This window comes from Streptomyces calvus (assembly GCF_006782915.1).
Lineage (GTDB): Bacteria > Actinomycetota > Actinomycetes > Streptomycetales > Streptomycetaceae > Streptomyces > Streptomyces calvus.
In genome coordinates this window covers 81033-101328 of sequence record NZ_VCNP01000056.1, presented here as the reverse complement: position 1 = coordinate 101328, position 20296 = coordinate 81033, and the positions used below count along the sequence as shown (strand labels likewise).

The window sequence follows — 20296 nt, the reverse complement described above, 5'->3', positions numbered from 1 at the left end:
GCCGTCCGCGCGGTCAGACCTGGGTCCGCTCCTCCACGACCTTGGCGATCTTCGCGATCGCCTCGTCGACGGGGATGCCGTTCTCCTGGGAGCCGTCGCGGTAGCGGAAGGAGACGGCGCCGTTCGCCATGTCCTCGTCGCCGGCGATGACCATGAAGGGCACCTTCTGCTTCTGGGCGTTGCGGATCTTCTTCTGCATCCGGTCCGAGGAGGAGTCGACCTCGACGCGCAGCCCCTGCTTGCGGGCGGCGTCGGCGAACTTCTCCAGGTACTCGACGTGGGCGTCGCCGATCGGGATGCCGATCGCCTGGACCGGGGCCAGCCACGCCGGGAACGCGCCCGCGTAGTGCTCGAGGAGCACCGCGAAGAAGCGCTCGATGGAGCCGAACAGCGCGCGGTGGATCATGACCGGGCGGGTCTTGGAGCCGTCCGCGGCCGTGTACTCCAGGTCGAAGCGCTCCGGCAGGTTGAAGTCGAGCTGGATGGTCGACATCTGCCAGGTGCGGCCGATGGCGTCCTTGGCCTGCACGGAGATCTTCGGGCCGTAGAAGGCGGCGCCGCCCGGGTCCGGGACGAGCGGCAGGCCCTGCTTCTCGGCGACCTGGCGCAGCGTCTCGGTGGCCTCCTCCCAGGCCTCGTCGGAGCCGACGAACTTCTCCGGGTCCTTGGTGGACAGCTCCAGGTAGAAGTCGGTCAGGCCGTAGTCGCGCAGCAGGTTCAGGACGAAGGTGAGCGTCCTGTCGAGCTCCTCCGACATCTGCTCGCGGGTGCAGTAGATGTGCGCGTCGTCCTGGGTGAAGCCGCGGGCGCGGGTCAGGCCGTGCACGACGCCCGACTTCTCGTACCGGTACACGGTCCCGAACTCGAACAGGCGCAGCGGCAGTTCACGGTAGGAACGACCGCGCGCGTCGAAGATCAGGTTGTGCATCGGGCAGTTCATGGGCTTGAGGTAGTAGTCCACGCCCTCGTCGAGCTGCATGGGCGGGTACATGCCGTCGGCGTACCAGTCCAGGTGGCCCGAGGTCTCGAAGAGCTTCCCCTTCGTCGCGTGCGGGGTGTAGACGAACTCGTAGCCCTCCTCCTCGTGGCGGCGGCGCGAGTAGTCCTCCATGACCCGGCGGACGATGCCGCCCTTGGGGTGGAAGACGGCGAGGCCGGAACCGATCTGCTCCGGGATGGAGAACAGGTCCAGCTCGCTGCCGAGCTTGCGGTGGTCGCGCTTCTCGGCCTCGGCGAGGAACTCCAGGTGCGCCTTCAGTTCGTCCTTGGACGGCCAGGCGGTGCCGTAGATGCGCTGGAGCATCGGGTTCTTCTCGCTGCCGCGCCAGTAGGCGGCCGCGTTGCGCATCAGCTTGAACGCCGGGATGTTGCGGGTGGTGGGCAGGTGGGGACCGCGGCAGAGGTCCTTCCAGCACAGCTCACCGGTCTTGGCGTCCAGGTTGTCGTAGATCGTCAGCTCGCCGGCGCCGACCTCGACGTCCGCGCCGTCGTCGTGCGACGCGGCGCCCTTGAGGCCGATCAGCTCCAGCTTGTACGGCTCGCCCGCGAGCTCCTCGCGGGCGGCGTCGTCGCTGACGACGCGGCGGGAGAAGCGCTGGCCGCGCTTCTGGATCTCCTGCATCTTCTTCTCGATGGCCTTGAGATCCTCGGGCGTGAACGGCTTGTCCACGTCGAAGTCGTAGTAGAAGCCGTCCCGGACCGGCGGGCCGATGCCCAGCTTGGCCTCGGGGAACAGTTCCTGCACGGCCTGGGCCATGACGTGCGCGGTGGAGTGGCGCAGGATGTTCAGGCCGTCCTCGGACGAGATCTCGACGCCCTCGACGGTCTCGCCGTCCTCGACCTCGTAGGAGAGGTCCTTGAGCTCGCCGGCCACGCGCGCGGCGATGATCGAGCGCTCGCCGGCGAAGAGCTCCGCGGCCGTGGTGCCCGTCGTCACCACGCGTTCTTCCCGCTCGGAATCGCGTTGGATGATCACACGGACGTCTGACACCGGTCTCTCCTGACTGAAGGGTGAGTGCGGCGCCATACCGGAGCGCACGCATGGGTGCGATCGTACCGACCCGGGAGGGCCGTCCGCGAAATCAGTCCGCGCACTCCGGCCCGCAGGCCTCTCCGAAGAACTCCAGGTTCTCCTGGAGCGCCTTCATCAGCCGCTCCCGCTCGGCCTCGTCGACCTGTACCGGTGCCAGCTCGCCGGCCTCGGTGAGCCGGCGGAAGCCGCCCCGGCTCTGCAGCCGCCCGCGCACCCGCACCGGCAGCCCGACGAGGTGCGCGTGCCCGGCGATGCGGTAGTCCTCCTCGCCGAGCACGATCCGGACGTGGCCGATGTCGGCGCCCGCGAAAACGCGCAGCCGGACCATGCCCTCGCCCCGGGGCCCCGACCGGTGCATCCGTACGACGGCGCCGGTGAGCCGCACCGTCACGGACGGTTCCGCCCGCTGGTAGCGCAGGCCGGCCTCGCGCAGCACGGTCAGGTCGCCGGCGGAGAACTCGACGGGTTCGGCGGTGGCCGCGCAGCCCTCGGGCACGCCGGCCGCCGGGGCCCAGGCGACGCCGATCCGGGCGCCCTCGGTGCCGCGGACCAGGGCGACGAGCGCCTCGGTGAGTTCGTGGCTGACGCCCACCGCGACGGCGGTGTCGAAGGCGTCCATGCCGCCGGTGGCGCGACGGTAGTCGATGGCCTCGCGGGTGGCGTGCAGGGCCTGGTGGAGGCAGACGGCCAGGGAGCGGCCGGTGGTGACGGGGGCGAACGCGGTGAGCCGGCGTCCGCCCGGCGCGGGACCGACCAGGACGTCCTCGAGCACGGCGGCGGCCGCGCGGCGGTTGCGGGCGCCGTGGAAGCCGGCCCGCGCGCGGGTGGCGAGCGCGGCGGCGAGCAGCGTCCTGCGCGCGGCGGAGCGCAGCTGCTCCTCCGCGGTCCAGGCGGTGGCGCCGCCGGGGCCGGCCGGTGTGTCGCGCTCCCAGTGGATCTCGTCGCTGGGCACGGCGAGGGAGAGCAGGATCTCGCGGGCGGAGGGCGTGCCGCTGCGGGACAGGGCGAGCAGCGCCTCGGCGAGCAGGTCCTCACTGTCGGGGAAGGCGCGGCTGACGGGTACCAGCAGGCTGGTGCCGGTGCCGGGTCCGGGCGGGGTCCAGCGGCCGTAGCGTCCGGGGGCGCCGCCGCGCCGCTGCCAGCCGTGCCGGTGCAGGAGTGCGGTGAGGACGGCGGGGTCGGTGTCGGCCGGGTCGGGCGGCCGGCCGTCGAGGGCGGACTCGGTGAAGGCGGACTCGGCGGGGTGCCGGCGCACGGGGCGCAGTGGTGGTGGCGTCGGGCGGTGCGTCACGGTTTTCCTCCCGTCCCGACCCGCGTCATGATCTCGCACAGCGCCCGGTCGTCGAAGATGCGTGAGGTGGGGATGCGCACGGTGGTGCGGGTGCGGCCGGTGAGCGGGTGTCCGGCGAGGTTGGTCCAGTAGCAGCAGTGCCGCAGGTCGAGCCGGTCGTGGCCGGCGCGCAGCCAGTCGTCCTGCGAGCGCGGCACGATCATCACCACCAGGATCTTGTGCACCGTGACCGGGGTGCGGGCGAGCTTGGCCAGGTGCGCGTTGTCGAGGGTGAAGGAGAAGAAGCGGCCCGGCGGGTTCGGGGCGACCTGGTAGGTCGCCTTCAGCTGGACCTTGATGGTGACCTCGTCGTCGACGGTGTGCCCGGCGGCGCTGTGGCTGACGTGCCAGTCGATGCCGTTGTCCGGGAAGGGCTGGGAGAGCGAGCAGCCGGCGGCCGCGGCGACGGCGTGCAGATAGCCGACCTGCAGGGTCTCCATGCAGGCGGTGGTGGCGAGGGTGCCGCGAGCGGGTGGTGTGCGTTCGGGCAGCAGCCCGCCCCGTTCGGGCTGCGCGATGGCCATGGCCAACAGCCTTCCAGAACAGTGGTGTCCCCGGTGCGGGTCGCTGAACTGCAAGGACCCGTGCTCCTGTTGTCTCCTTCCGGCGTACGGTGCAAACAGCCCGGGTATCACCGTTTCGGGCAGTGGACGGTGCGTCAACTGCCGATGGTGGACAAGGGGTTGTTGGGTATGACGTGCTGGTTCGAAGGGCCGCTGGCAGCCTTTGACACGGAGACGACGGGTGTGGACGTCGAGACCGACCGGATCGTGTCGGCCGCGCTCGTCGTCCAGGACGCCCCGGGCACCCGGCCGCGGGTCACCCGCTGGCTGGTGAACCCGGGGGTGCCGGTGCCGGCCGCGGCGACGGAGGTGCACGGGCTGACGGAGGAGCATCTGCAGCGCAACGGCCGCTGGCCGGCGCCGGTGATGTACGAGGTGGCGGAGGCCCTGGCCGAGCAGGCCCGGGTGGGCCGCCCGGTGGTGGTGATGAACGCACCGTTCGATCTGACGCTGCTGGACCGGGAGTTGCGCCGGCACCGGGCGTCGTCGCTGGACCGCTGGATCGAGCGGTCGCCGCTGCTGGTGCTGGACCCGCGGGTGCTGGACAAGCACCTGGACCGCTACCGCAAGGGCCGCCGCACCCTCACCGACCTGTGCGCGCACTACGGCGTCGCCCTGGAGGGGGCGCACGACGCGGCGGCGGACGCGGTGGCGGCGCTGGAGGTGACCCGGGCGGTCGGGCGGCGTTTCGCGTCCCGGCTGGAGCGGCTGTCCCCGCGTGAGCTGCACACCCTGCAGGCGGTATGGCACGCGGCGCAGGCCCGGGGACTCCAGGAGTGGTTCGCGCGCAGTGGTACGGGCGAGGTGGTGGACCCGGCCTGGCCGCTGCGTCCGGGCCTTCCGGCGGCGGCGTGAACGACCGGTACCGACGGGTGCGGGCGGCGAAGCCCCCGCCCTGCGCGGCGAGGCCGCGCGGAAACGGACGATGGCGACTCCGCCTGCGTTTCTGCAGACACGAGCCGCCATCTACGGTGTGGGCGATACTGGGTTCGAACCAGTGACCTCTTCGGTGTGAACGAAGCGCTCTCCCGCTGAGCTAATCGCCCGGGAACGCACTGAACAATACAGGTCCGGCCGGGCTTCCTTCAAACCGCTTCCAGGTGGCGGACCAGTCCGCGCCTCCCCGCCCGCATCATCAGCGCGTGGTTGGCGCGGAAGAAGGGCCGTCCCGGCACGGCCAGCCGCCGCATCAGCGGCTTGCGGACCTCCACCTCCTGGTCGTAGCGGACGAGGCAGCCGCCGGCGGGCCGGGCGGTGACGCTCCAGCGGGCCCAGCCCTCGAGGTCGCCGAAGATCGCGGCCTCGAGCACCCCGGCCTCCGGATCGCGCCGCTCCTCGCGCATGGTGAGGAACAGGTCGTACGGGAGGAGCGAGCGGATCCGGACGGCGGCGCCGGTGTCGTCGAGCCGGGTGACCTCGCGCACCTGGGGCCACCACAAGGGGTAGTCCTCGAAGCGCGCGAGGGCCTGGTGGACGACGGGGGCGGGCGCGGTCAGGGTCCACAGACTGCGGAAGCGGTAATGGTTCCAGTCCATGGACGGAGTCTGCCCGTCCGCGCCCGCTTCGTGCCTACGGCATGCGGTCGCCCAACAGGGCCAGGTTCTCGATGGCGGCGAGACCGTAGAGCGCGGTGTCGTTGGTGGACACCCAGGTGGCCTCGCTGCCCGCGACGAGTGCCGTCGGGCCGGTCACCTTCTCGGTCTTCCAGGGCGCCGACTCCTTGTAGCCGTCGGAGTCGTAGAACTTCGCCCAGGCCCGCTCGGCGAGCTTGTCGTCGCCGGTCCGCACGGCGGCGTAGGCGTCGAGGCGGGAGTGGCCCTGGAAGAGGATGAGGCTGCCGAAGTGGGCGCCGTAGCGTGCGGCCTGCTCGGCCTTGGTGGCGTTGTAGTAGCGGCAGTAGTCGTAGTACGCCTCCGCGAACTCCGGCATGTCGACCAGGTCGATGAGTTCGGCGCACAGTTCGCCCAGGCCGAAGACGGCCGACAGGTGGGAGACCTCGACCTTCGGTGTGCCGGCGACGGCGAACTTCCCGGTGTCCAGGTCGTACAGGCCGCTGCCCTGGACGAAGCCGTTGGGCTGGGCGGCGATGGTCTCCATGGTGGACAGCACGCGGGCCCTGGCCTTCTCCCACTTCGGGCCCCTGCGCTCCCACTCGGTGAGCCAGGCGGAGACCAGGCCGCTCCAGTCGGTGCCGAAGCCGACGGACAGGGCGTTGCGGTCGGGGGTGTACGGCTCGGTGCGGATCTTGCGCAGCGGGTCGAGGGCGAGGAAGGTCTCGTCGGAGTCGACGTTGGCGTGCATGAGGTCGCCGACGCGTTCGTCGGCGGTGAGGAAGTAGTAGTAGCGCCGGTAGGTGGTGTTGGCGATGCGCTGCTGCTTGGCGCTGTCGGCGAAGTGCTGGACGCCGTGGCGGGTGCCGAGGCCGGCCCACTTGCCGAGGTGGTAGACGTCGACCTCGCCGGTGTGGCGGGTCATGGCCTCGGCGAAGCGGAAGATGTCCGCGCGGCCGGAGCGCAGGTAGGCGTACCAGAGCCACAGGTCGGGCGAGAGCTCGGAGTTGTCCCAGGCGTAGCCGCCGACGTCGTAGCGCCACTGGTGCCGGACGGTGTCGTAGGTGTGCATGATGTCGCCGTAGTCCCAGAAGCCGTACCAGCGGCGCTGCTCCACCTGGTCCTTGTAGTAGGTGAAGAGGAAGTCGAGGTGGTCCTCGATCTTCGCCTTGGCCGGGGTGGAGCGGTCCGGTTCGGAGTACAGGCCCTTGCCGAAGACGCCGGCCCTGATGAGCTGTGCGGGCGGGGCGGCGAGCTGCGGCAGGACGCGGACGGCCTCGACCTGTTGGGCGAGCCGGTCGGCGCCGGGCGTGGACTCGTTGGCCCAGAAGAGGAGTTCGGAGGTGCGGGCGATGCCGTAGGGCGTGCCGAAGCCGGGCTCGTAGTCCTCGTAGGTGATGTTGAGGCCCTCGAGCTGTTCGGGGAAGGTGTCCTGGCCCATGCCGTCGTGGTAGAAGCGCAGGTCCATGGGCTGGGCCTCGGGCGACCAGAGCCAGAGGGTGACCTCGGCCTCGTCGGTGTGGGCGCCGCGGATGTCGAGCTGGGCGGGGTGCTTCTCCCAGAAGTCGCGCAGGCCGAAGGAGAAGCCGCCGCTGACACCTCCGACGTAGCCGAAGCCGGAGGCGCGCCGGCCGCCGCCCGCGGCGATCCAGCCGTGGCCCTTCTTGGTGCGCTTGCGCAGGGCGAAGCCGTCGGCGGAGAGCTGGGAGAGGGTGTAGTCGCCCCACTCGGGGATGTACTGCAGGCGGCTGGTGACGCGCTGGTCCCAGGTGGACGGGTCGGGCAGCTTCTTGCCGTCGAACTGGGCCTGCTGCACGGCGATGCCGGGGTCGCGGCGCAGTCCGGTGATGCCCTTGACGGCCTCGCGGAGCAGGCCGGTGCCCTCGCCGCCGATGCGGATGTGACGGTCGTAGGACTCGTCGCGCATCGGTACGGAGAAGCGGACGCCGATGCCGCGGACGAAGTCGCCGCTCGCCTTTCCGGGTTCCTGCGTCCCGTCGTAGGTGATGGTGTGCACCATGCGGAAGGAGTCGGCGCCCGCGTAGAAGTAGAGGCGGACGGAGAACGGCAGCCAGCCGCGGCTGCCCCTGCGGTGCTTGCCGTCGATGCGGACGACCGCGCGGACCGGTCCGTCCTGCTCGACGGTGACCTCGGAGACGGTGCCGTCGAAGCGTTCGGTGCGGACGGTGGTCTGGTCGCCGTCCTCCAGTTCGGGCTGGCGCAGCACGACCAGGCGGCCGTTGCGGGCGATCTCGGTGGAGCCGCGGGTGACCGACTTGACGATCGTGGCGCCGGAGGTGCCGATCCTGGCGGTGATCACGCCGGTGGAGACGTCGACGGTGCCGCCGCGCCGGTCGACGGTGACCTTCTTCTCGGGCGCGGCGGGGGTGCCCGCGGCCACGGTGAGCTTGCCGGTGCCGGAACTCACCGCGTGGGCGGTCCACTTCAGGGAGCCGTCGGGCCAGTAGGCGATCGGCCAGGACTGGACGGGGACGGACGTGCCGTCGGCGTCGGTGACCGCGAAGGTCTGGTCCTCCTGGTGGGCGCCCCGGGGCCAGGGCACGCCGACGGTGGAGCCGGGGGCCGCGCCGAGGCCGCCCTCCTCCAGCCAGTCCAGGGTCACCGGGTCGGCGGCGGCGGCTTCGTCCCGGGGCGCGGCCGCGGCGTTCTGCGACCCGAGGGCCCAGCTGAACTGGGCTGCGGCGCCGGCGACGGCGGCGGCCTTGAGCAGGGATCTGCGGGGGATGGGGGACATGGCCTGTCCTTTCCGAGCGGGTGCAGGATGGTGTCAAGGGCATGACAGACGGAGGTGCGGCGCCGAAGCGCCGACCTCGAACGAGAGGGGCACCGCGTCTCAGCGGTGCCGGTACCGCTCCTCCACGGCGACGGCCGCCGCCGCGCCGGCCCCGAGCACCGGGACCGCCAGCGGCGCGCTGAACCAGGCGGAGCAGGCCACCACGGCCAGTCCGCCGATGATCAGGAAGGATCCGGCGGGGTCGAGTACGGTGTGCCGGCCGGCCCGTGCGAGCAGGGGCCGCCAGGACGTGCCGGGCCGCCAGAGCGCCGCCGCGCGCAGCAGTGCCGCCGCCGCTCCGATGAGGGCGAACACTCCGACGGCGCCCACCAGCGCGCCTCCGGGCAGACCGGCCCGTACGGCCCGGAGGTCGAACCACACGGCGGCGACGGCCGCCCAGCCGGCGAGACCGACGATCCAGCCCCCGCGCACCGCCGAGCGGAAGTCCGCGGCGAACTCCCGCCATCCGCCGGGCTCGTGGGCCAGGTGCCGGCCGAGGTGCCGGGCGCCGGCCGCGAGCGCGGCGGGGTAGGTGACCAGCGGCAGCGCGGCCACCGCGATCCAGACGCCGGTCAGCAGGCACTCGGCGAACAGGGCGAACCTTCCCCAGAACCTCGACTCGGTGCGCGCCAGGGACATCGTCGCTCACTCAGCCCTTCAGTCCGGAGGTCGCCATGCCGTCGATCAGATAGCGCTGGAAGGCCAGGAAGAAGGCCAGCACGGGCAGGAGCGCGACCAGCGACATGGCGATCATGCCGCCGTAGTTCGCGAGTCCTTCCTGGTCGACGAACATCTTCAGGCCGAGGGAGACCGTGTACTTGCCGGGCTCGTTGAGGTAGATCAGCGGGCCCATGAAGTCGTTCCAGGCGTTGATGAAGGTGAAGATGGCGCTGGTGATCAGGGCCGGCCGGCACAGCGGCAGGACGATCGACCAGTAGATGCGCATGTGGCCGCAGCCGTCGAGACGGGCCGCCTCGTCGAGCTCCTTCGGCAGGTTGCGCATGAACTGCACCATCAGGAAGACGAAGAACGCCTCCGTCGCCAGGTACTTGCCCAGCAGCAGCGGGGTGTACGTGTTGATCATGTCCATGTTGCGGAACAGCACGTACTGCGGGATCAGCAGCACGTGGTACGGCAACAGCAGGGTGCCGATCATCAGCGTGAACAGCAGGTTCCGGCCGGCGAACCTGATCTTGGCGAAGGCGTACGCGGTCAGCGAGCAGGAGATCAGGATGCCGACCACCGAACCGACCGCGAGGAGCAGCGAGTTGACGAAGAACGTGGAGATGGAGATGTCCGCGATGCCGTCGGTGAGGCTGGTGTAGTTGTCGACGATCGGGTCGGCCGGGAAGAGGTCCAGGCTGCCGACGATGTCCTCGCTCTTCTTGAACGACCCGCCGACGACCCAGACCACGGGGTAGAGGATCACCGCGAGGATCGCCAGCGATCCGAGGTGCCAGGCGAGCGAGCCCGGCAGCCTGCGCCGGATGGCGCCCTTCGAGGACGGGGCCGGCGTGATGTCGGTGGCCTGCGCGCTCATCGGCCGCCCTCCTCGTAGTGCACCCAGCGCTTCTGGGACCAGAACAGCACCGCGGTGACCAGGGCGACCGCGACCAGCAGCATCCACGCCATGGCGGAGGCCAGGCCCATCCGGCTGTTCTCGAAGCCCTGGACGTACAGATAACAGGTGTAGACCATCGAGCCGTCGGCCGGACCGCAGGCGTTGCCGCCGGCGCCGCCGCCGACGATGTAGGCCGAGCTGAAGATCTGGAACGAGTGGATCGTCTCCAGCAGGACGTTGAAGAACAGCACCGGCGAGATCATCGGCAGGGTGATGTTCCAGAACTGCCGCAGCTTGCCCGCGCCGTCGACGTCGGCCGCCTCGTACAGCTCGCGCGGGACCTGCTTGAGGCCGGCCAGGAAGATGACCATGGGCGCGCCGAACTGCCAGACGGTCAGCGCCACCAGGCTGTAGATGATCATGTCGGGGTCGCCGGTCCAGCCGCCGACGTCGATCCCGAAGATCTTCTGGGTACGGTCCACGATCGCGTCGTCCGAGAAGATCGCCTTCCAGACGATGGCCACGGAGACGCTCGCGCCGATCAGCGACGGCGCGTAGAAGGCGGCCCGGTAGAAAGCCTGTCCGCGCCGCTTCTGCGCCAGCAGCAGGGCCACGCCGAGGGCGGCGATCAGCTTGATCGGCGTGCCGACGACGACGTACCAGAGCGTGACCTGCACCGAGTGGCGCCAGCGCGGGTCGGCGAACATCTCCGAGAAGTTGTCCAGGCCGATCCACTGCGGGGCGTCGAAGAGGTTGTAGTCGGTGAAGGCGAAGTAGAGCGAGGCGACCATCGGTCCCGCTGTCAGAAGCAGGAAACCGGCGATCCAGGGCGACATGAAGAGGTAGCCGGCCAGGTTCTCCCGGCGGCCCCGCCGCGCGAGGGCGGTGGGGCTCGGGGACTTCACCGGACCGTGCCGCGGCTCGGAGTCCTTCGCCAGGTGCTCCGTCGCAGGGGCGTGTGTCACGGCGGTTCCCATCAGCCGGCGAGAGCCGTCTTCGACTCGGTGAAGAACTGCTTGACGGCGTCGTCCACGGACCGCTTGCCGAGTGCCATCTCCTCGGCGATGCGCAGGAAGGCGGCCTCGCAGACGTCGGCACCGTTCGGGTGCGGGGTGATGGTCTCCAGGACGCCCGCCTCGACGAGGGACTCCTCGTAGGCGGCGATCGCCTTGTTGACCGGGTCGGTCGGGGTGTACGCGTCGTACTGGACCTGCGTGGCGGGCACGCCGCGGTCGTAGCCCATGATCTTGGCGACCTCGGGGTCGTGGACCATGAAGTCGATGAACTGGGCGACCTCCTTGGGGTGCTGGGTGCGCCGGGAGGCGCTCAGCATCAGGGAGCCGAGGTACTGGCCGGTCCGCTTGCCGTCCGTGGTGGGGATGGGCGCGAGGCCGTACTCGCTCTTGCCCTCGGAGGTGTAGCGCACGGTGAAGTTGTCCCAGGTGAACTCGCTGCCGGCGAGTTCGGCGGAGAGCGCCGACTTGGGCTTGACCTGGACGACCTTCTTGGCGTTCGCGAAGAGGCCGGACTTCACGCCCTTCTCCGCCTTGGTCCACCACTGGGTCAGGTCGGCCTCGGTGAAACCGAGACCCTCCTTCGTGAAGAAGGCCTTGCCGTTCTGACGCAGATACAGGTCGTAGAGGTACATGACGCCGTACATGCCGCTGTCGCCGGCGCGGCCCGTGCGGTCGCGGATGTTCTTCATCGCCTCGTCGAAGTCGTCCCAGGTCCAGCCCATTTCGGGCTTCGCGCCCGCCCGGGTGTAGACGGGCTTGTCGATGACCAGGGCCATCGAGTTGGAACCGACAGGGACGCCGAGGAGTTTGCCGTCGATCTCGCCGAACTTCTCCAGGCCCGCACGGAAGCCCTCCATACGGAGGTTGCCGGCCTTCACCTGCTCACTGAGATCGAGCAGGACATTCTTCGCGTCGTATTTGCGAAGAAATCCGATGGCATTCTGGAAGACGTCCGGCGGATTACCGCCGGAGGCCTGGGTGTTGAACTTCTTCCAGAAGTCGCCGTACGGCTGGAAGTCGGTCTTGACCTTGATCTTCGGGTACTTCTTCTCGAAGAGGTCGATGGTCTTGTTGATGCGTTCGGCCCGGTCCTCCGCACCCCACCAGGAGTAACGGATCGTCACCGTTCCGTCTCCCGAGCCGCTGCCGCCACCGCACGCGGTGGCGGTCGCGCCCAGTCCCGCGACGGCCAGTGAGGCCCCCGCGGCCTTGAGGACCGTCCGCCTCCCGGTCACCCTCTCCGCGTCCCTGCCCTGCTGCATATGAGCCTCCCCGCGACGTTCCCGTCCGCCTCGTGAATCGTTTCAAGTAAGCGCTTGCTGGCACAAGTTACGGAGGGCCTACGGGCACGTCAATGATTCGGACAGGAATTCATGGCCGCCCGGCCCGGGCGGCAGCGCCGCCCGCCCGGCCCGCGGAGGCGACCACGGCGGGAAACGTCCAGGTCGAAGCCCTGCGGCCGACCGGCCGAACAGCAGCGGGACGGCCGGGACGAACGCGGCAGAAGGTTACGGTTGGATGAAGGAGGCCGTAAGCGGAACCGCCCGGCGGCCCTCTGGCGACCGCAGTCGAGGCACGCCCGCGCACACGACGAAGCGGCCCGGCTCACGCAGGGTGAGCCGGGCCGCCTTGTGATCCGGTGGGCGATACTGGGTTCGAACCAGTGACCTCTTCGGTGTGAACGAAGCGCTCTCCCACTGAGCTAATCGCCCGGACGCAGGAAGAACATTACCCCATGTCAGGGGGTGCCCGTGACCGGCGGGGGCGAGACGGCCGGGACCGGCGCGCCCCCGCCGCCCCTCACTGGTCCTCGATCTTCCAGGGCATGACCAGACCGAACTTCCAGAGGTAGATCCCCGCCAGCACCGCGATGATCACCAGACCGACCGAGGTCAGAATGATGTTCCGGCGCCGCACCTTCGGATCGAGGGCTCGCTGCGCCGCCTCGGTGACCTTGCGCTTGGTCCAGCGCAGCACCAGCTGGGCCCAGACGAACTCGGTCGCCCAGATGGCCATGCCACCGAAGATCACGACCCATCCCGGTCCGGGCAGCGGCAGCATGATGATGCCGGCCACCACGACCGCCAGGCCGACGACGAAGACGCCGACCTGCCAGCTCAGATGCAGCGCACGACGCGCCTTGATGAATTCCGGTGCCCGCGAGCCGAGCTCTCGCTCGCCCTGGTGCTCGCTCTCGTCCACAGTCGCCCCGTGTGCCGCCACGGCCGCCTCGCCGGGCTTGTTACTCCCCGTGTTCATACAGCCAAACACTACCCGAGCGAAACACATCACCGGAATGGGCGCACGCCGCGAACGATCTCTCGGCCGGAAGAGTTACTCGAACACACGCAAAACACTCAGAGGGGTTTACAACGGCACCGTAGGTGGCATGTCGATTTCGCCGACGTGCGAATCCCCGAGCGCACACTGAGCGAAAGGCCCTGGCGCTTATGAACACCACGGTCAGCTGCGAGCTGCACCTGCGCCTCGTTGTGTCGAGCGAGTCCTCCCTGCCTGTCCCCGCAGGCCTGCGGTACGACACGGCCGACCCCTACGCCGTGCACGCCACCTTCCACACCGGAGCCGAGGAGACCGTCGAGTGGGTGTTCGCCCGCGACCTCCTCGCCGAGGGACTTCACCGCCCCACCGGAACCGGCGACGTCCGCGTCTGGCCGTCGCGCAGCCACGGTCAGGGCGTCGTCTGCATCGCCCTGAGCTCGCCGGAGGGAGAGGCGCTGCTCGAGGCCCCGGCACGGGCCCTGGAGTCCTTCCTGAAGCGCACCGACGCCGCCGTGCCGCCCGGCACGGAACACCGGCACTTCGATCTCGATCAGGAGCTCTCGCACATCCTGGCGGAAAGCTAGGCGAGAGCCACCGGACAGCCCGGCGCCGTCGACTCGGGGAGACGGCTCGGGCCAGGACAACCGCATACAGGCAGCCGTACGCGGCTCACACACCGGCGCCGACGCCGCGGGGTTCCGCGGGGGGCGCCGTTGTGCTGCGCGGGGGTGGGCGGTGCGGGCGTCACCCTGGCCACCACGCCCCCTCCGCCCGTCCGGCTCCGGCCCCGCCCCTGCCCGCCGGACGGACCTCCGCCCCCGGCGGCGTGGACCCACACGCGCCTCAGGCCCGCGCACACGCCCACGACGCACCGTCCGGCCCCGCCCCTGATCGGGAACCGTGGAGGGGTTTCCGGCGTTGGATTCGAAGCCGTGTGCGGAGCGGGGAGGTGCGGGGTGCACCGGAGCCACTACCATCGGCCAGCATCGGCGGGCGCCCGCCCGTCCCTCAGGCCAGGGAGCGAATCGTGCTGATCACCCACGACACCCGGTGTGCGCTCGGCACCGTGGTGGATCTGGTGAACACCGCGCCGGAGGACGACACGACGCCGGAGGGGCTGCCGGATGTCGCGGCCCTGGAGGTCTTCGTGCAGCAGCACAAGGTCAGCGACGTCGGAGTGCTGTCGGAGTTCGACCTGGCCGCGGTGCGCAAGCTCCGCTCCCGGTTCGCGGCGGTGTTCGCCGCTCCGGACGCGCGCAGCGCCGCCGGGCTGATCAACGAACTGATCGCGGCCGCGGGCACCACTCCCCGGCTCACCGACCACGACGGCTACGACTGGCATGTGCACTACTTCGCGCCGGGCGCCTCCGTGGCCGACCATCTGGCCGCGGACTGCGGGATGGCGCTGGCGTTCTTCGTGGTCGCCGGGGAGCAGGAGCGGCTGCGGCGCTGCGAGGCCCCGGACTGCCGGCACGCCTTCGTCGATCTCTCCCGCAATCGCTCGCGCCGCTACTGCGACAGCCGCACCTGCGGCAATCGCCTGCATGTCGCCGCCTACCGGGCACGGCGCAAGGAGGCGGCGGGCTGATCCGCCGGGCGGGGCCGGACTCCGGCGCGCGGACAACCCGGCGGGGTGGGTCGGCGAGGACGGGCCGCCTGGTGACGAAGTACCGACCGGTTGGTTGAAGGGTCGACCAGGCTGTGGGAGTCGAGTCGGCCGGGTGATGGCCTGTCGCGCCGGGAAGTGTTCTCGATGCCGTGCCGACGCGGTCCCGACGGGTGACGCCGGGTACCGCGGGTACGGCTCACAGCCACAGCAGGTCGTGCAGTGCAGCCGTGAGCAGCAGACACCCGATCACCGCAAGGAAGATCATTAGCGGTGGCTGGGAAAGGGCGAAGAGGCATCCACGCGGCTCGTCCTGCTGCGGCGCGGCATCGCTCTGTGTCGTGTCCAGCATCTCGCCGCGATGATGACGCATCGGAGGCACCGACGCGATCAACGTCCATGGAAAGAGCGTCGGCTCGCCGATTCCGCGATCTACGGTTCAGGTTCTGACCGCTTCGGGGCGCTCCTGGACCCTCTGTGACGTTTCAGCTGGTTCCTGCCCGTGCGCCCGCGGGTGCGGCACGGACTGCCGGCCGCTCACGGTCATATGCCGTGCTTCTTGAGGATCGCCTCGATGTCGCTGAAGTCGTCGTCGCCCCCGCGGGACGCCGGCGCGGCTCCGGCAGCTCCGGCCGCCGGGCCGGAGCCCCTGTCCAGGGAGGGTTTCGAGGCCCGCGGCGCCACCGCCTCGGGTGCTGCCGCCGCCCTCGCGGCCGCCCGGCGCTCCTTGCGGGTGCCACCGCGACGGCGCTCCACGGCGCGCGTCGAAGCGAACAGCACCCAGGACAGGCCCAGCAGCCCGAAGCCGGCCCAGGCCGTCGGGCTGAAGGCGGTGTCGGCGAGCCAGTCCACCACCCCGGCCATCACCAGGCCGACGGGAACGAGCGAGTAGGCGGCGATACGGGCCGCCGCGAGAAAACGCTTGCGGTAGGCCGTGATCATCGCGATGCCCAGGCCTGCCGCGGAGACGGCGGAGCAGACGGTCTCGGCAATCATCCGGTCCTCCAGGGCAGCGTGCGGTCGCGACGGGCGCTTCGTCCCTTCCATCCTGCACCTGCCGTACCCCGCGGGGCCATGTTCCGGCCGGCACATCAGGGACATCTCCGGGTCGGCTCATCCGCAGGTCGAGGTGGAGGTGGGCGCCGGAAGGGGCTGGAGGGCGCACAGGTCGGGTCAGAATCCGGGATTCGGAGACGGTAAGACGGGCGCCCCGGGCCGGCGGAAGGAGCGGGACCCGTACGGGAGCAGTCCGGGCAGTACGGGCAGTACGGGCCGTACGGGAGGTGCCGGGGAGGCGGAAGCGCCCGGCCGGATTGGGTGGTGCGGGGCCCGGCTGGGAGACTGGAGGGATGAGTGACTCCTCCCCCGCCCGTCCCGCAGCCCCCGTCCTCGACGTCTGGTGCGAGCTGCAGTGTCCGGACTGCCGCAGCGCCCTCGACGACCTCCGCGCCCTGCGCGCCCGCTACGGCGACCGTCTGGAACTGCGGCTGCGGCACTTCCCGCTGGAGAAGCACAAGCACGCCTTCGCCGCGGCCCAGGCCGCCGAGGAGGCGCTGGAGCAGGGCAGCGGATGGCCGTACGTGGAGGCCGTGCTGGACCGGGTCGAGGAGCTGGACCGGCGCGGTGAACCGTTCCTGGTCGAGGTCGCCCGGGAACTGGGCCTGGACGCCGAGGAGTTCGACACCGCGCTGATCGACGGGCGGCACATCCTGATCGTGGACGCGGACCAGGCCGAGGGCAAGGCCATCGGGGTGACCGGCACCCCGACGTACGTCATCGGCGGTGAGCGCCTCGACGGCGGCAAGAGCCAGGAGGGCCTGCGCGAGCGCGTCGAGGAGATCGCCGACCGGCTGCTGGCGGCCGGGCAGGACGGCTGACACCCGGCCGCCGGGCCCGTGCGACGCACCCGGCCACCGCACCGCGGCTACACCAGAGGCTTGTACAGCGCGTAGCGCGTCGTGTCGTAGCCGAGGGAGTCGTAGAGCCGTTCGGCCGGTGTGTTGCCGGCGAACACGTTGAGGCCGATGACTCGCCGGCCGGCGGCGATCGCCTGGGCCTCCGCGAGCAGCATCAGGGTGCGCCCGTGGCCGCGGCCGCGGTGGGCGGCGTCGGTCTCCACGTCGAAGACGAAGGCGTCCTCCCCGCGCACCGCCAGCCACAGCGTGCCCACGGGTGTGCCCTCGTGCTCGAGGACGGAGAACAGCATGCCCGCGGTGGCGCGGCCGTCGGGCAGCAGCTCGGCGTGGTCCCTCGCCGCCTTGGCGCGCGCCTCGTCCTCCGGCACCCCGCGCGCGATCCAGTCCCGCGCGTAGTCCTCCGCGCCCTTGGCCGCCCAGCGCCCGAACTCGTCGTCCGTCATGGGCCGGGCCGTGCTGCCGTGCGGCAGCTCCGGCGGCGCGGCGGGCAGGGTCTTGGCCATGTTCCGGTTGCGCACCACGTAGCCGAGCGCGCCGGCGAGGCCGAGCGCGGTCGCGGAGCCGGCCGGAACGGCCGCTTCGATACGGCGGCAGCCCCAGCCGCGCGCCACCTCCTCGGCGGCGAGCGCGGCCACCGTGCCCCGGCCCCGCCTGCGGTCCGGTTCCTCGATGCGCAGGCTCACGATCCGGGCCACGGCGTCACCGAACACCGGGTGCGTGCCCAGGTGTATCTCGCCCACGGGCCGGCTGTTCACGCACACCAGGTAGCGGCGCGAGCGGGTCCCGTCGGGGTTCTGCTGAAGCGGCTCGGCCGGCCGCAGGGTGGTGGTCATCACGGGTGTTCTACCCGCTGCCGGGCCCCGGATCAGCCGAATTTCCCGACGTCCCGCCGCCCGGCCGGGCCGTCACGGATCGAGGTCGGCGCCCGAGCGCTCCTCGAAGATCCGCATGGCCTTGGCGGTCACCGGGCCCGGGGCGCCGGGCAGTTCGCGGTCGTCGACGCGGTGCACGGCCTGCACGTCGCGCAGGGTGGAGGTGAGGAAGACCTCCTCGGCCCGCCCGAGGACGTCCAGCGGCAGGTCGGTCTCCTTGGCGCCGGTCCACTCGACGGCCAGGGCGCGGGTGATGCCGGCGAGGCAGCCGGAGGCGAGCGGAGGGGTGTGGAGTTCGCCGTCGAGGACGACGAAGACGTTCGACCCGGTGCCCTCGCAGAGCTGTCCGACGGTGTTGCCGAACAGCGCCTCGGAGGCGCCCCGTTCGCGGGCGCGGGCGAGGGCGACGACGTTCTCGGCGTACGAGGTGGTCTTCAGGCCGGCGAGCGCGCCGCGCTCGTTGCGCGTCCAGGGGACGGTGATGACGGCCGTGGAGTCGGGGCGGCGGGTGGTGCCGCCGAGGGCGACCACCAGGGTCGGGCCGTGGTCGCCGCGGTCGGAGCCGAGCGGGCCGTGGCCGCCGGTGTAGGTGATGCGGAGCCGGCCGAGCGGCATCGGGTTGGCCTCCAGGACGGCGGCGCAGGCGCGGCGGACCTCGTCGAGGTCCGGGTCGGGCAGTCCGAGTCCCCGGGCCGACCGGGTCAGCCGGTCGAGGTGCCGGCTGAGCGCGAACGGACGGCCGTCCACGGCCTTCACCGTCTCGAAGATGCCGTCGCCCACGGTCAGTCCGTGGTCGAAGACGGAGACGCGGGCGGACTCGATGTCCTGCAGCCCGCCGTCGAGCCAGATCTTCACCTCGTGGTCCCTTCACTCACCTCGTACGCTCCCGACGCTACCGCGAGCAGCCGGGACGCCTTCAGCTCGGTCTCCCGCCACTCCCCCTCCGGGTCGGACCCCCAGGTGATCCCGGCGCCGGTGCCGAACCGCAGCACGGCGCCGCCGCCCTCGTCCCGGTCGATCCAGAAGGTGCGGATGCCCACCGCCAGCTCGCCGGTGCCGCGGTCGGCGTCGACCCAGCCGATGCCGCCGCAGTAGGGGCCGCGCGGCGCCGTCTCCAGGGCGTCGATGATCCGCAGCGCGCTCGACTTGGGCGCGCCGGTGACGGAGCCGGGCGGGAACGCCGCCGCGAACAGCTCCGGCCAGCCGGCGCCGGGCCGCAGTTCGCCGCGCACCGTCGACACGAGGTGGACCAGGCCCGGGTGCTTCTCGACGGCGCACAGATCGGGCACCGTGACCGTGCCGGTGGCGCAGACCCGTCCGATGTCGTTGCGGACCAGGTCGACGATCATCACGTTCTCGGCGTAGTCCTTCTCCAGGAGGTCCGCCTCGGTGCGTCCGGTGCCCTTGATCGGTCCGGACTCCACGATCCGCCCGGCGCGGCGCAGGAACAGCTCGGGCGAGGCGGTGGCGACCTCGACGCCGTACCCGGGCAGGCGAATCGTTCCTGCATACGGTGCGGGGTTGCCCCGGGCCAGCAGGGCGGTCAGGGCGTCCACGTCGGCGTCGTCCGGGACGGGCGCGGACAGGACGCGGCAGAGGTTCGCCTGGTAGACCTCGCCGGCGGCTATGTGCGCACGGATGCGGCGGACGGCCGCCGTGTACGCGGCGCGGTCCAGCGACGACGTCCAGTCACCGACAGCCGGCCCCCTCCAGCCGCCCGGCGCGGGCACCGGCCGCTCGCGTACGTCACGGAAGCGAGCGCAGGTCAAACGGCCCTCGAAGTCGGCGCACACGGCCCAGAAACCCCGGGACTCCAGGGCTGCCGGGTCGTCGGTGACGTCGAGGAGGCCCGTGGCGACGCGGTCGCCGAACCGGGCGAGAGGCGGGAGGTCAGGCACGCCACGAGTCTATGGCGGGGGCACTTCGGGCGACGCGGTCGCGTCCGTCACGGCGCCGTGCGCACGCCCGTGAGCAGGCGCACCGCAGCACGCTGCACAAACGGGTTTTTGTACTGGCCCGGGAATCCGCTAGAGTTCAGTTCGTCGCCGGGACGCGGAAGCGGACCGAAACGACAGGCGGACGTAGCTCAGTTGGTAGAGCGCAACCTTGCCAAGGTTGAGGTCGCGAGTTCGAGCCTCGTCGTCCGCTCGAAGGAAGAGGGGCCTCCCGGGCCCCTGCACTCCTGGTGGAGTGGCCGAGAGGCGAGGCAACGGCCTGCAAAGCCGTCTACACGGGTTCAAATCCCGTCTCCACCTCCAAGGACGATTAGCTCAGCGGGAGAGCGCTTCCCTGACACGGAAGAGGTCACTGGTTCAATCCCAGTATCGTCCACTGGATCTCCGGATCCCGGATCCTAGGATCCCCCGCGCGATTAGCTCAGCGGGAGAGCGCTTCCCTGACACGGAAGAGGTCACTGGTTCAATCCCAGTATCGTCCACTGGATCTCCGGATCCCGGATCCTAGGATCCCCCGCGCGATTAGCTCAGCGGGAGAGCGCTTCCCTGACACGGAAGAGGTCACTGGTTCAATCCCAGTATCGTCCACTGGATCTCCGGATCCCGGATCCTAGGATCCCCCGCGCGATTAGCTCAGCGGGAGAGCGCTTCCCTGACACGGAAGAGGTCACTGGTTCAATCCCAGTATCGTCCACTGGATCTCCGGATCCCGGATCCTAGGATCCCCCGCGCGATTAGCTCAGCGGGAGAGCGCTTCCCTGACACGGAAGAGGTCACTGGTTCAATCCCAGTATCGCGCACGCAGTGCCCATGATCGGCTC

Annotated in this window: 19 protein-coding genes and 9 tRNA genes; 11 read left to right on the top strand and 17 right to left on the bottom strand. The window is 70.8% G+C overall.

Annotated features, from left to right (window positions below; all coding sequences use genetic code 11):
- Positions 1-13: 13 nt before the first annotated feature.
- The 3 genes from thrS to FGW31_RS28845 all read right to left on the bottom strand — a co-directional run bounded on the left by thrS (position 14) and on the right by FGW31_RS28845 (position 3886).
- The gene (thrS, locus tag FGW31_RS28855) at positions 14-1990 is read right to left on the bottom strand and encodes a threonine--tRNA ligase (RefSeq protein WP_142196481.1); all 1977 of its coding nucleotides are present in this window, start codon (positions 1988-1990) and stop codon (positions 14-16) included.
- 91 nt (positions 1991-2081) lie between these two features.
- Positions 2082-3323 carry a hypothetical protein gene (locus FGW31_RS28850; RefSeq protein WP_142196480.1) on the bottom strand — a complete coding sequence of 414 codons (1242 nt, stop codon included), beginning with the start codon at positions 3321-3323 and terminating at the stop codon, positions 2082-2084.
- Positions 3320-3886 (bottom strand): DUF4365 domain-containing protein, encoded by a 567-nt coding sequence (locus tag FGW31_RS28845; protein WP_142196479.1) that lies wholly within the window; start codon positions 3884-3886, stop codon positions 3320-3322. Before FGW31_RS28845 ends, FGW31_RS28850 begins: the two co-directional genes overlap by 4 nt.
- A 168-nt stretch (positions 3887-4054) precedes the next feature.
- On the opposite strand from FGW31_RS28845, the gene FGW31_RS28840 reads away from it, so the two are divergent.
- Entirely contained in the window at positions 4055-4780 is a 726-nt protein-coding gene (locus tag FGW31_RS28840) for a 3'-5' exonuclease (protein ID WP_142196478.1), read from the top strand.
- A gap of 119 nt (positions 4781-4899) precedes the next feature.
- Here FGW31_RS28840 and FGW31_RS28835 read toward each other — a convergent pair.
- The 9 genes from FGW31_RS28835 to FGW31_RS28795 all read right to left on the bottom strand — a co-directional run bounded on the left by FGW31_RS28835 (position 4900) and on the right by FGW31_RS28795 (position 13105).
- Positions 4900-4971: transfer RNA gene (locus FGW31_RS28835), tRNA-Val, on the bottom strand.
- Between the two features lie 39 nt (positions 4972-5010).
- A complete protein-coding gene (locus tag FGW31_RS28830) occupies positions 5011-5460 on the bottom strand; it encodes an SRPBCC family protein (protein WP_142196477.1) in 450 nt (149 codons plus the stop codon).
- A gap of 34 nt (positions 5461-5494) precedes the next feature.
- Complete coding sequence (locus FGW31_RS28825; RefSeq protein ID WP_142196476.1) at positions 5495-8230, bottom strand: exo-rhamnogalacturonan lyase family protein; 2736 nt, start codon at positions 8228-8230, stop codon at positions 5495-5497.
- Positions 8231-8329: 99 nt separating this feature from the next.
- On the bottom strand, positions 8330-8908 hold the full coding sequence (locus FGW31_RS28820) for a hypothetical protein (protein ID WP_142196475.1): 579 nt from the start codon (positions 8906-8908) through the stop codon (positions 8330-8332).
- Between the two features lie 10 nt (positions 8909-8918).
- Entirely contained in the window at positions 8919-9809 is an 891-nt protein-coding gene (locus tag FGW31_RS28815) for a carbohydrate ABC transporter permease (protein WP_142196474.1), read from the bottom strand.
- Positions 9806-10807, bottom strand: a complete 1002-nt coding sequence (locus FGW31_RS28810; RefSeq protein ID WP_167530135.1) for a carbohydrate ABC transporter permease — start codon at positions 10805-10807, stop codon at positions 9806-9808. The genes FGW31_RS28815 and FGW31_RS28810 overlap by 4 nt, the downstream gene beginning before the upstream one ends.
- Complete coding sequence (locus FGW31_RS28805) at positions 10807-12108, bottom strand: ABC transporter substrate-binding protein (protein WP_142196472.1); 1302 nt, start codon at positions 12106-12108, stop codon at positions 10807-10809. The genes FGW31_RS28810 and FGW31_RS28805 overlap by 1 nt, the downstream gene beginning before the upstream one ends.
- Positions 12109-12486: 378 nt before the next feature.
- A tRNA-Val gene (locus FGW31_RS28800) sits at positions 12487-12558 on the bottom strand.
- Between the two features lie 88 nt (positions 12559-12646).
- Complete coding sequence (locus FGW31_RS28795; protein ID WP_142196471.1) at positions 12647-13105, bottom strand: TIGR02611 family protein; 459 nt, start codon at positions 13103-13105, stop codon at positions 12647-12649.
- Positions 13106-13296: 191 nt separating this feature from the next.
- Here FGW31_RS28795 and FGW31_RS28790 point away from each other — a divergent pair, with 191 nt between their 5' ends.
- A complete protein-coding gene (locus tag FGW31_RS28790) occupies positions 13297-13710 on the top strand; it encodes an SsgA family sporulation/cell division regulator (RefSeq protein ID WP_004002642.1) in 414 nt (137 codons plus the stop codon).
- Positions 13711-14153: 443 nt separating this feature from the next.
- The gene (locus tag FGW31_RS28785; RefSeq protein ID WP_142196470.1) at positions 14154-14714 is read left to right on the top strand and encodes a CGNR zinc finger domain-containing protein; all 561 of its coding nucleotides are present in this window, start codon (positions 14154-14156) and stop codon (positions 14712-14714) included.
- Between the two features lie 217 nt (positions 14715-14931).
- On the opposite strand, the gene FGW31_RS35145 is transcribed toward FGW31_RS28785, so the two are convergent.
- Together FGW31_RS35145 and FGW31_RS28780 are read right to left on the bottom strand one after the other, a co-directional pair.
- Entirely contained in the window at positions 14932-15084 is a 153-nt protein-coding gene (locus FGW31_RS35145; protein ID WP_019523797.1) for a hypothetical protein, read from the bottom strand.
- Between the two features lie 191 nt (positions 15085-15275).
- The gene (locus FGW31_RS28780) at positions 15276-15728 is read right to left on the bottom strand and encodes a hypothetical protein (RefSeq protein WP_142196469.1); all 453 of its coding nucleotides are present in this window, start codon (positions 15726-15728) and stop codon (positions 15276-15278) included.
- Positions 15729-16081: 353 nt separating this feature from the next.
- Between FGW31_RS28780 and FGW31_RS28775 the strand changes: the two genes are divergently transcribed.
- Positions 16082-16609 carry a DsbA family protein gene (locus FGW31_RS28775; protein WP_161175800.1) on the top strand — a complete coding sequence of 176 codons (528 nt, stop codon included), beginning with the start codon at positions 16082-16084 and terminating at the stop codon, positions 16607-16609.
- Positions 16610-16656: 47 nt separating this feature from the next.
- Here the strand turns inward: FGW31_RS28775 and FGW31_RS28770 are convergent, their stop codons facing one another.
- The 3 genes from FGW31_RS28770 to FGW31_RS28760 form a co-directional block, all read right to left on the bottom strand.
- Positions 16657-17481 carry a GNAT family N-acetyltransferase gene (locus FGW31_RS28770; RefSeq protein WP_142196467.1) on the bottom strand — a complete coding sequence of 275 codons (825 nt, stop codon included), beginning with the start codon at positions 17479-17481 and terminating at the stop codon, positions 16657-16659.
- Between the two features lie 72 nt (positions 17482-17553).
- Positions 17554-18375, bottom strand: a complete 822-nt coding sequence (locus FGW31_RS28765; RefSeq protein ID WP_142196466.1) for an aminotransferase class IV — start codon at positions 18373-18375, stop codon at positions 17554-17556.
- On the bottom strand, positions 18372-19418 hold the full coding sequence (locus FGW31_RS28760) for a chorismate-binding protein (RefSeq protein ID WP_142196465.1): 1047 nt from the start codon (positions 19416-19418) through the stop codon (positions 18372-18374). The genes FGW31_RS28765 and FGW31_RS28760 overlap by 4 nt, the downstream gene beginning before the upstream one ends.
- 177 nt (positions 19419-19595) lie before the next feature.
- Here FGW31_RS28760 and FGW31_RS28755 point away from each other — a divergent pair.
- From FGW31_RS28755 to FGW31_RS28725, 7 genes are all read left to right on the top strand, one after another.
- Positions 19596-19668, top strand: a tRNA-Gly gene (locus FGW31_RS28755).
- Positions 19669-19704: 36 nt separating this feature from the next.
- Positions 19705-19778 (top strand) — tRNA-Cys (locus FGW31_RS28750).
- Between the two features lies 1 nt (position 19779).
- Positions 19780-19851, top strand: a tRNA-Val gene (locus tag FGW31_RS28745).
- Between the two features lie 37 nt (positions 19852-19888).
- Positions 19889-19957, top strand: a tRNA-Val gene (locus FGW31_RS28740).
- A gap of 37 nt (positions 19958-19994) precedes the next feature.
- A tRNA-Val gene (locus FGW31_RS28735) sits at positions 19995-20063 on the top strand.
- 37 nt (positions 20064-20100) lie between these two features.
- Positions 20101-20169: transfer RNA gene (locus FGW31_RS28730), tRNA-Val, on the top strand.
- A 34-nt stretch (positions 20170-20203) separates the two neighbouring features.
- Positions 20204-20275 (top strand) — tRNA-Val (locus FGW31_RS28725).
- The last annotated feature ends 21 nt before the right edge of the window (positions 20276-20296 follow it).

Coding starts and splice junctions, on each gene's coding strand:
- FGW31_RS28795 (WP_142196471.1), bottom strand. CDS start 13,105: ATGAACACGGGGAGTAACAAGCCCGGCGAGGCGGCCGTGGCGGCACAC.
- FGW31_RS28845 (WP_142196479.1), bottom strand. CDS start 3,886: ATGGCCATCGCGCAGCCCGAACGGGGCGGGCTGCTGCCCGAACGCACA.
- FGW31_RS28830 (WP_142196477.1), bottom strand. CDS start 5,460: ATGGACTGGAACCATTACCGCTTCCGCAGTCTGTGGACCCTGACCGCG.
- FGW31_RS28825 (WP_142196476.1), bottom strand. CDS start 8,230: ATGTCCCCCATCCCCCGCAGATCCCTGCTCAAGGCCGCCGCCGTCGCC.
- FGW31_RS28770 (WP_142196467.1), bottom strand. CDS start 17,481: ATGACCACCACCCTGCGGCCGGCCGAGCCGCTTCAGCAGAACCCCGAC.
- FGW31_RS28790 (WP_004002642.1), top strand. CDS start 13,297: ATGAACACCACGGTCAGCTGCGAGCTGCACCTGCGCCTCGTTGTGTCG.
- FGW31_RS28775 (WP_161175800.1), top strand. CDS start 16,082: ATGAGTGACTCCTCCCCCGCCCGTCCCGCAGCCCCCGTCCTCGACGTC.
- FGW31_RS28815 (WP_142196474.1), bottom strand. CDS start 9,809: ATGAGCGCGCAGGCCACCGACATCACGCCGGCCCCGTCCTCGAAGGGC.
- FGW31_RS35145 (WP_019523797.1), bottom strand. CDS start 15,084: ATGCTGGACACGACACAGAGCGATGCCGCGCCGCAGCAGGACGAGCCG.
- FGW31_RS28805 (WP_142196472.1), bottom strand. CDS start 12,108: ATGCAGCAGGGCAGGGACGCGGAGAGGGTGACCGGGAGGCGGACGGTC.
- FGW31_RS28780 (WP_142196469.1), bottom strand. CDS start 15,728: ATGATTGCCGAGACCGTCTGCTCCGCCGTCTCCGCGGCAGGCCTGGGC.
- FGW31_RS28820 (WP_142196475.1), bottom strand. CDS start 8,908: ATGTCCCTGGCGCGCACCGAGTCGAGGTTCTGGGGAAGGTTCGCCCTG.
- FGW31_RS28810 (WP_167530135.1), bottom strand. CDS start 10,807: ATGGGAACCGCCGTGACACACGCCCCTGCGACGGAGCACCTGGCGAAG.
- FGW31_RS28840 (WP_142196478.1), top strand. CDS start 4,055: ATGACGTGCTGGTTCGAAGGGCCGCTGGCAGCCTTTGACACGGAGACG.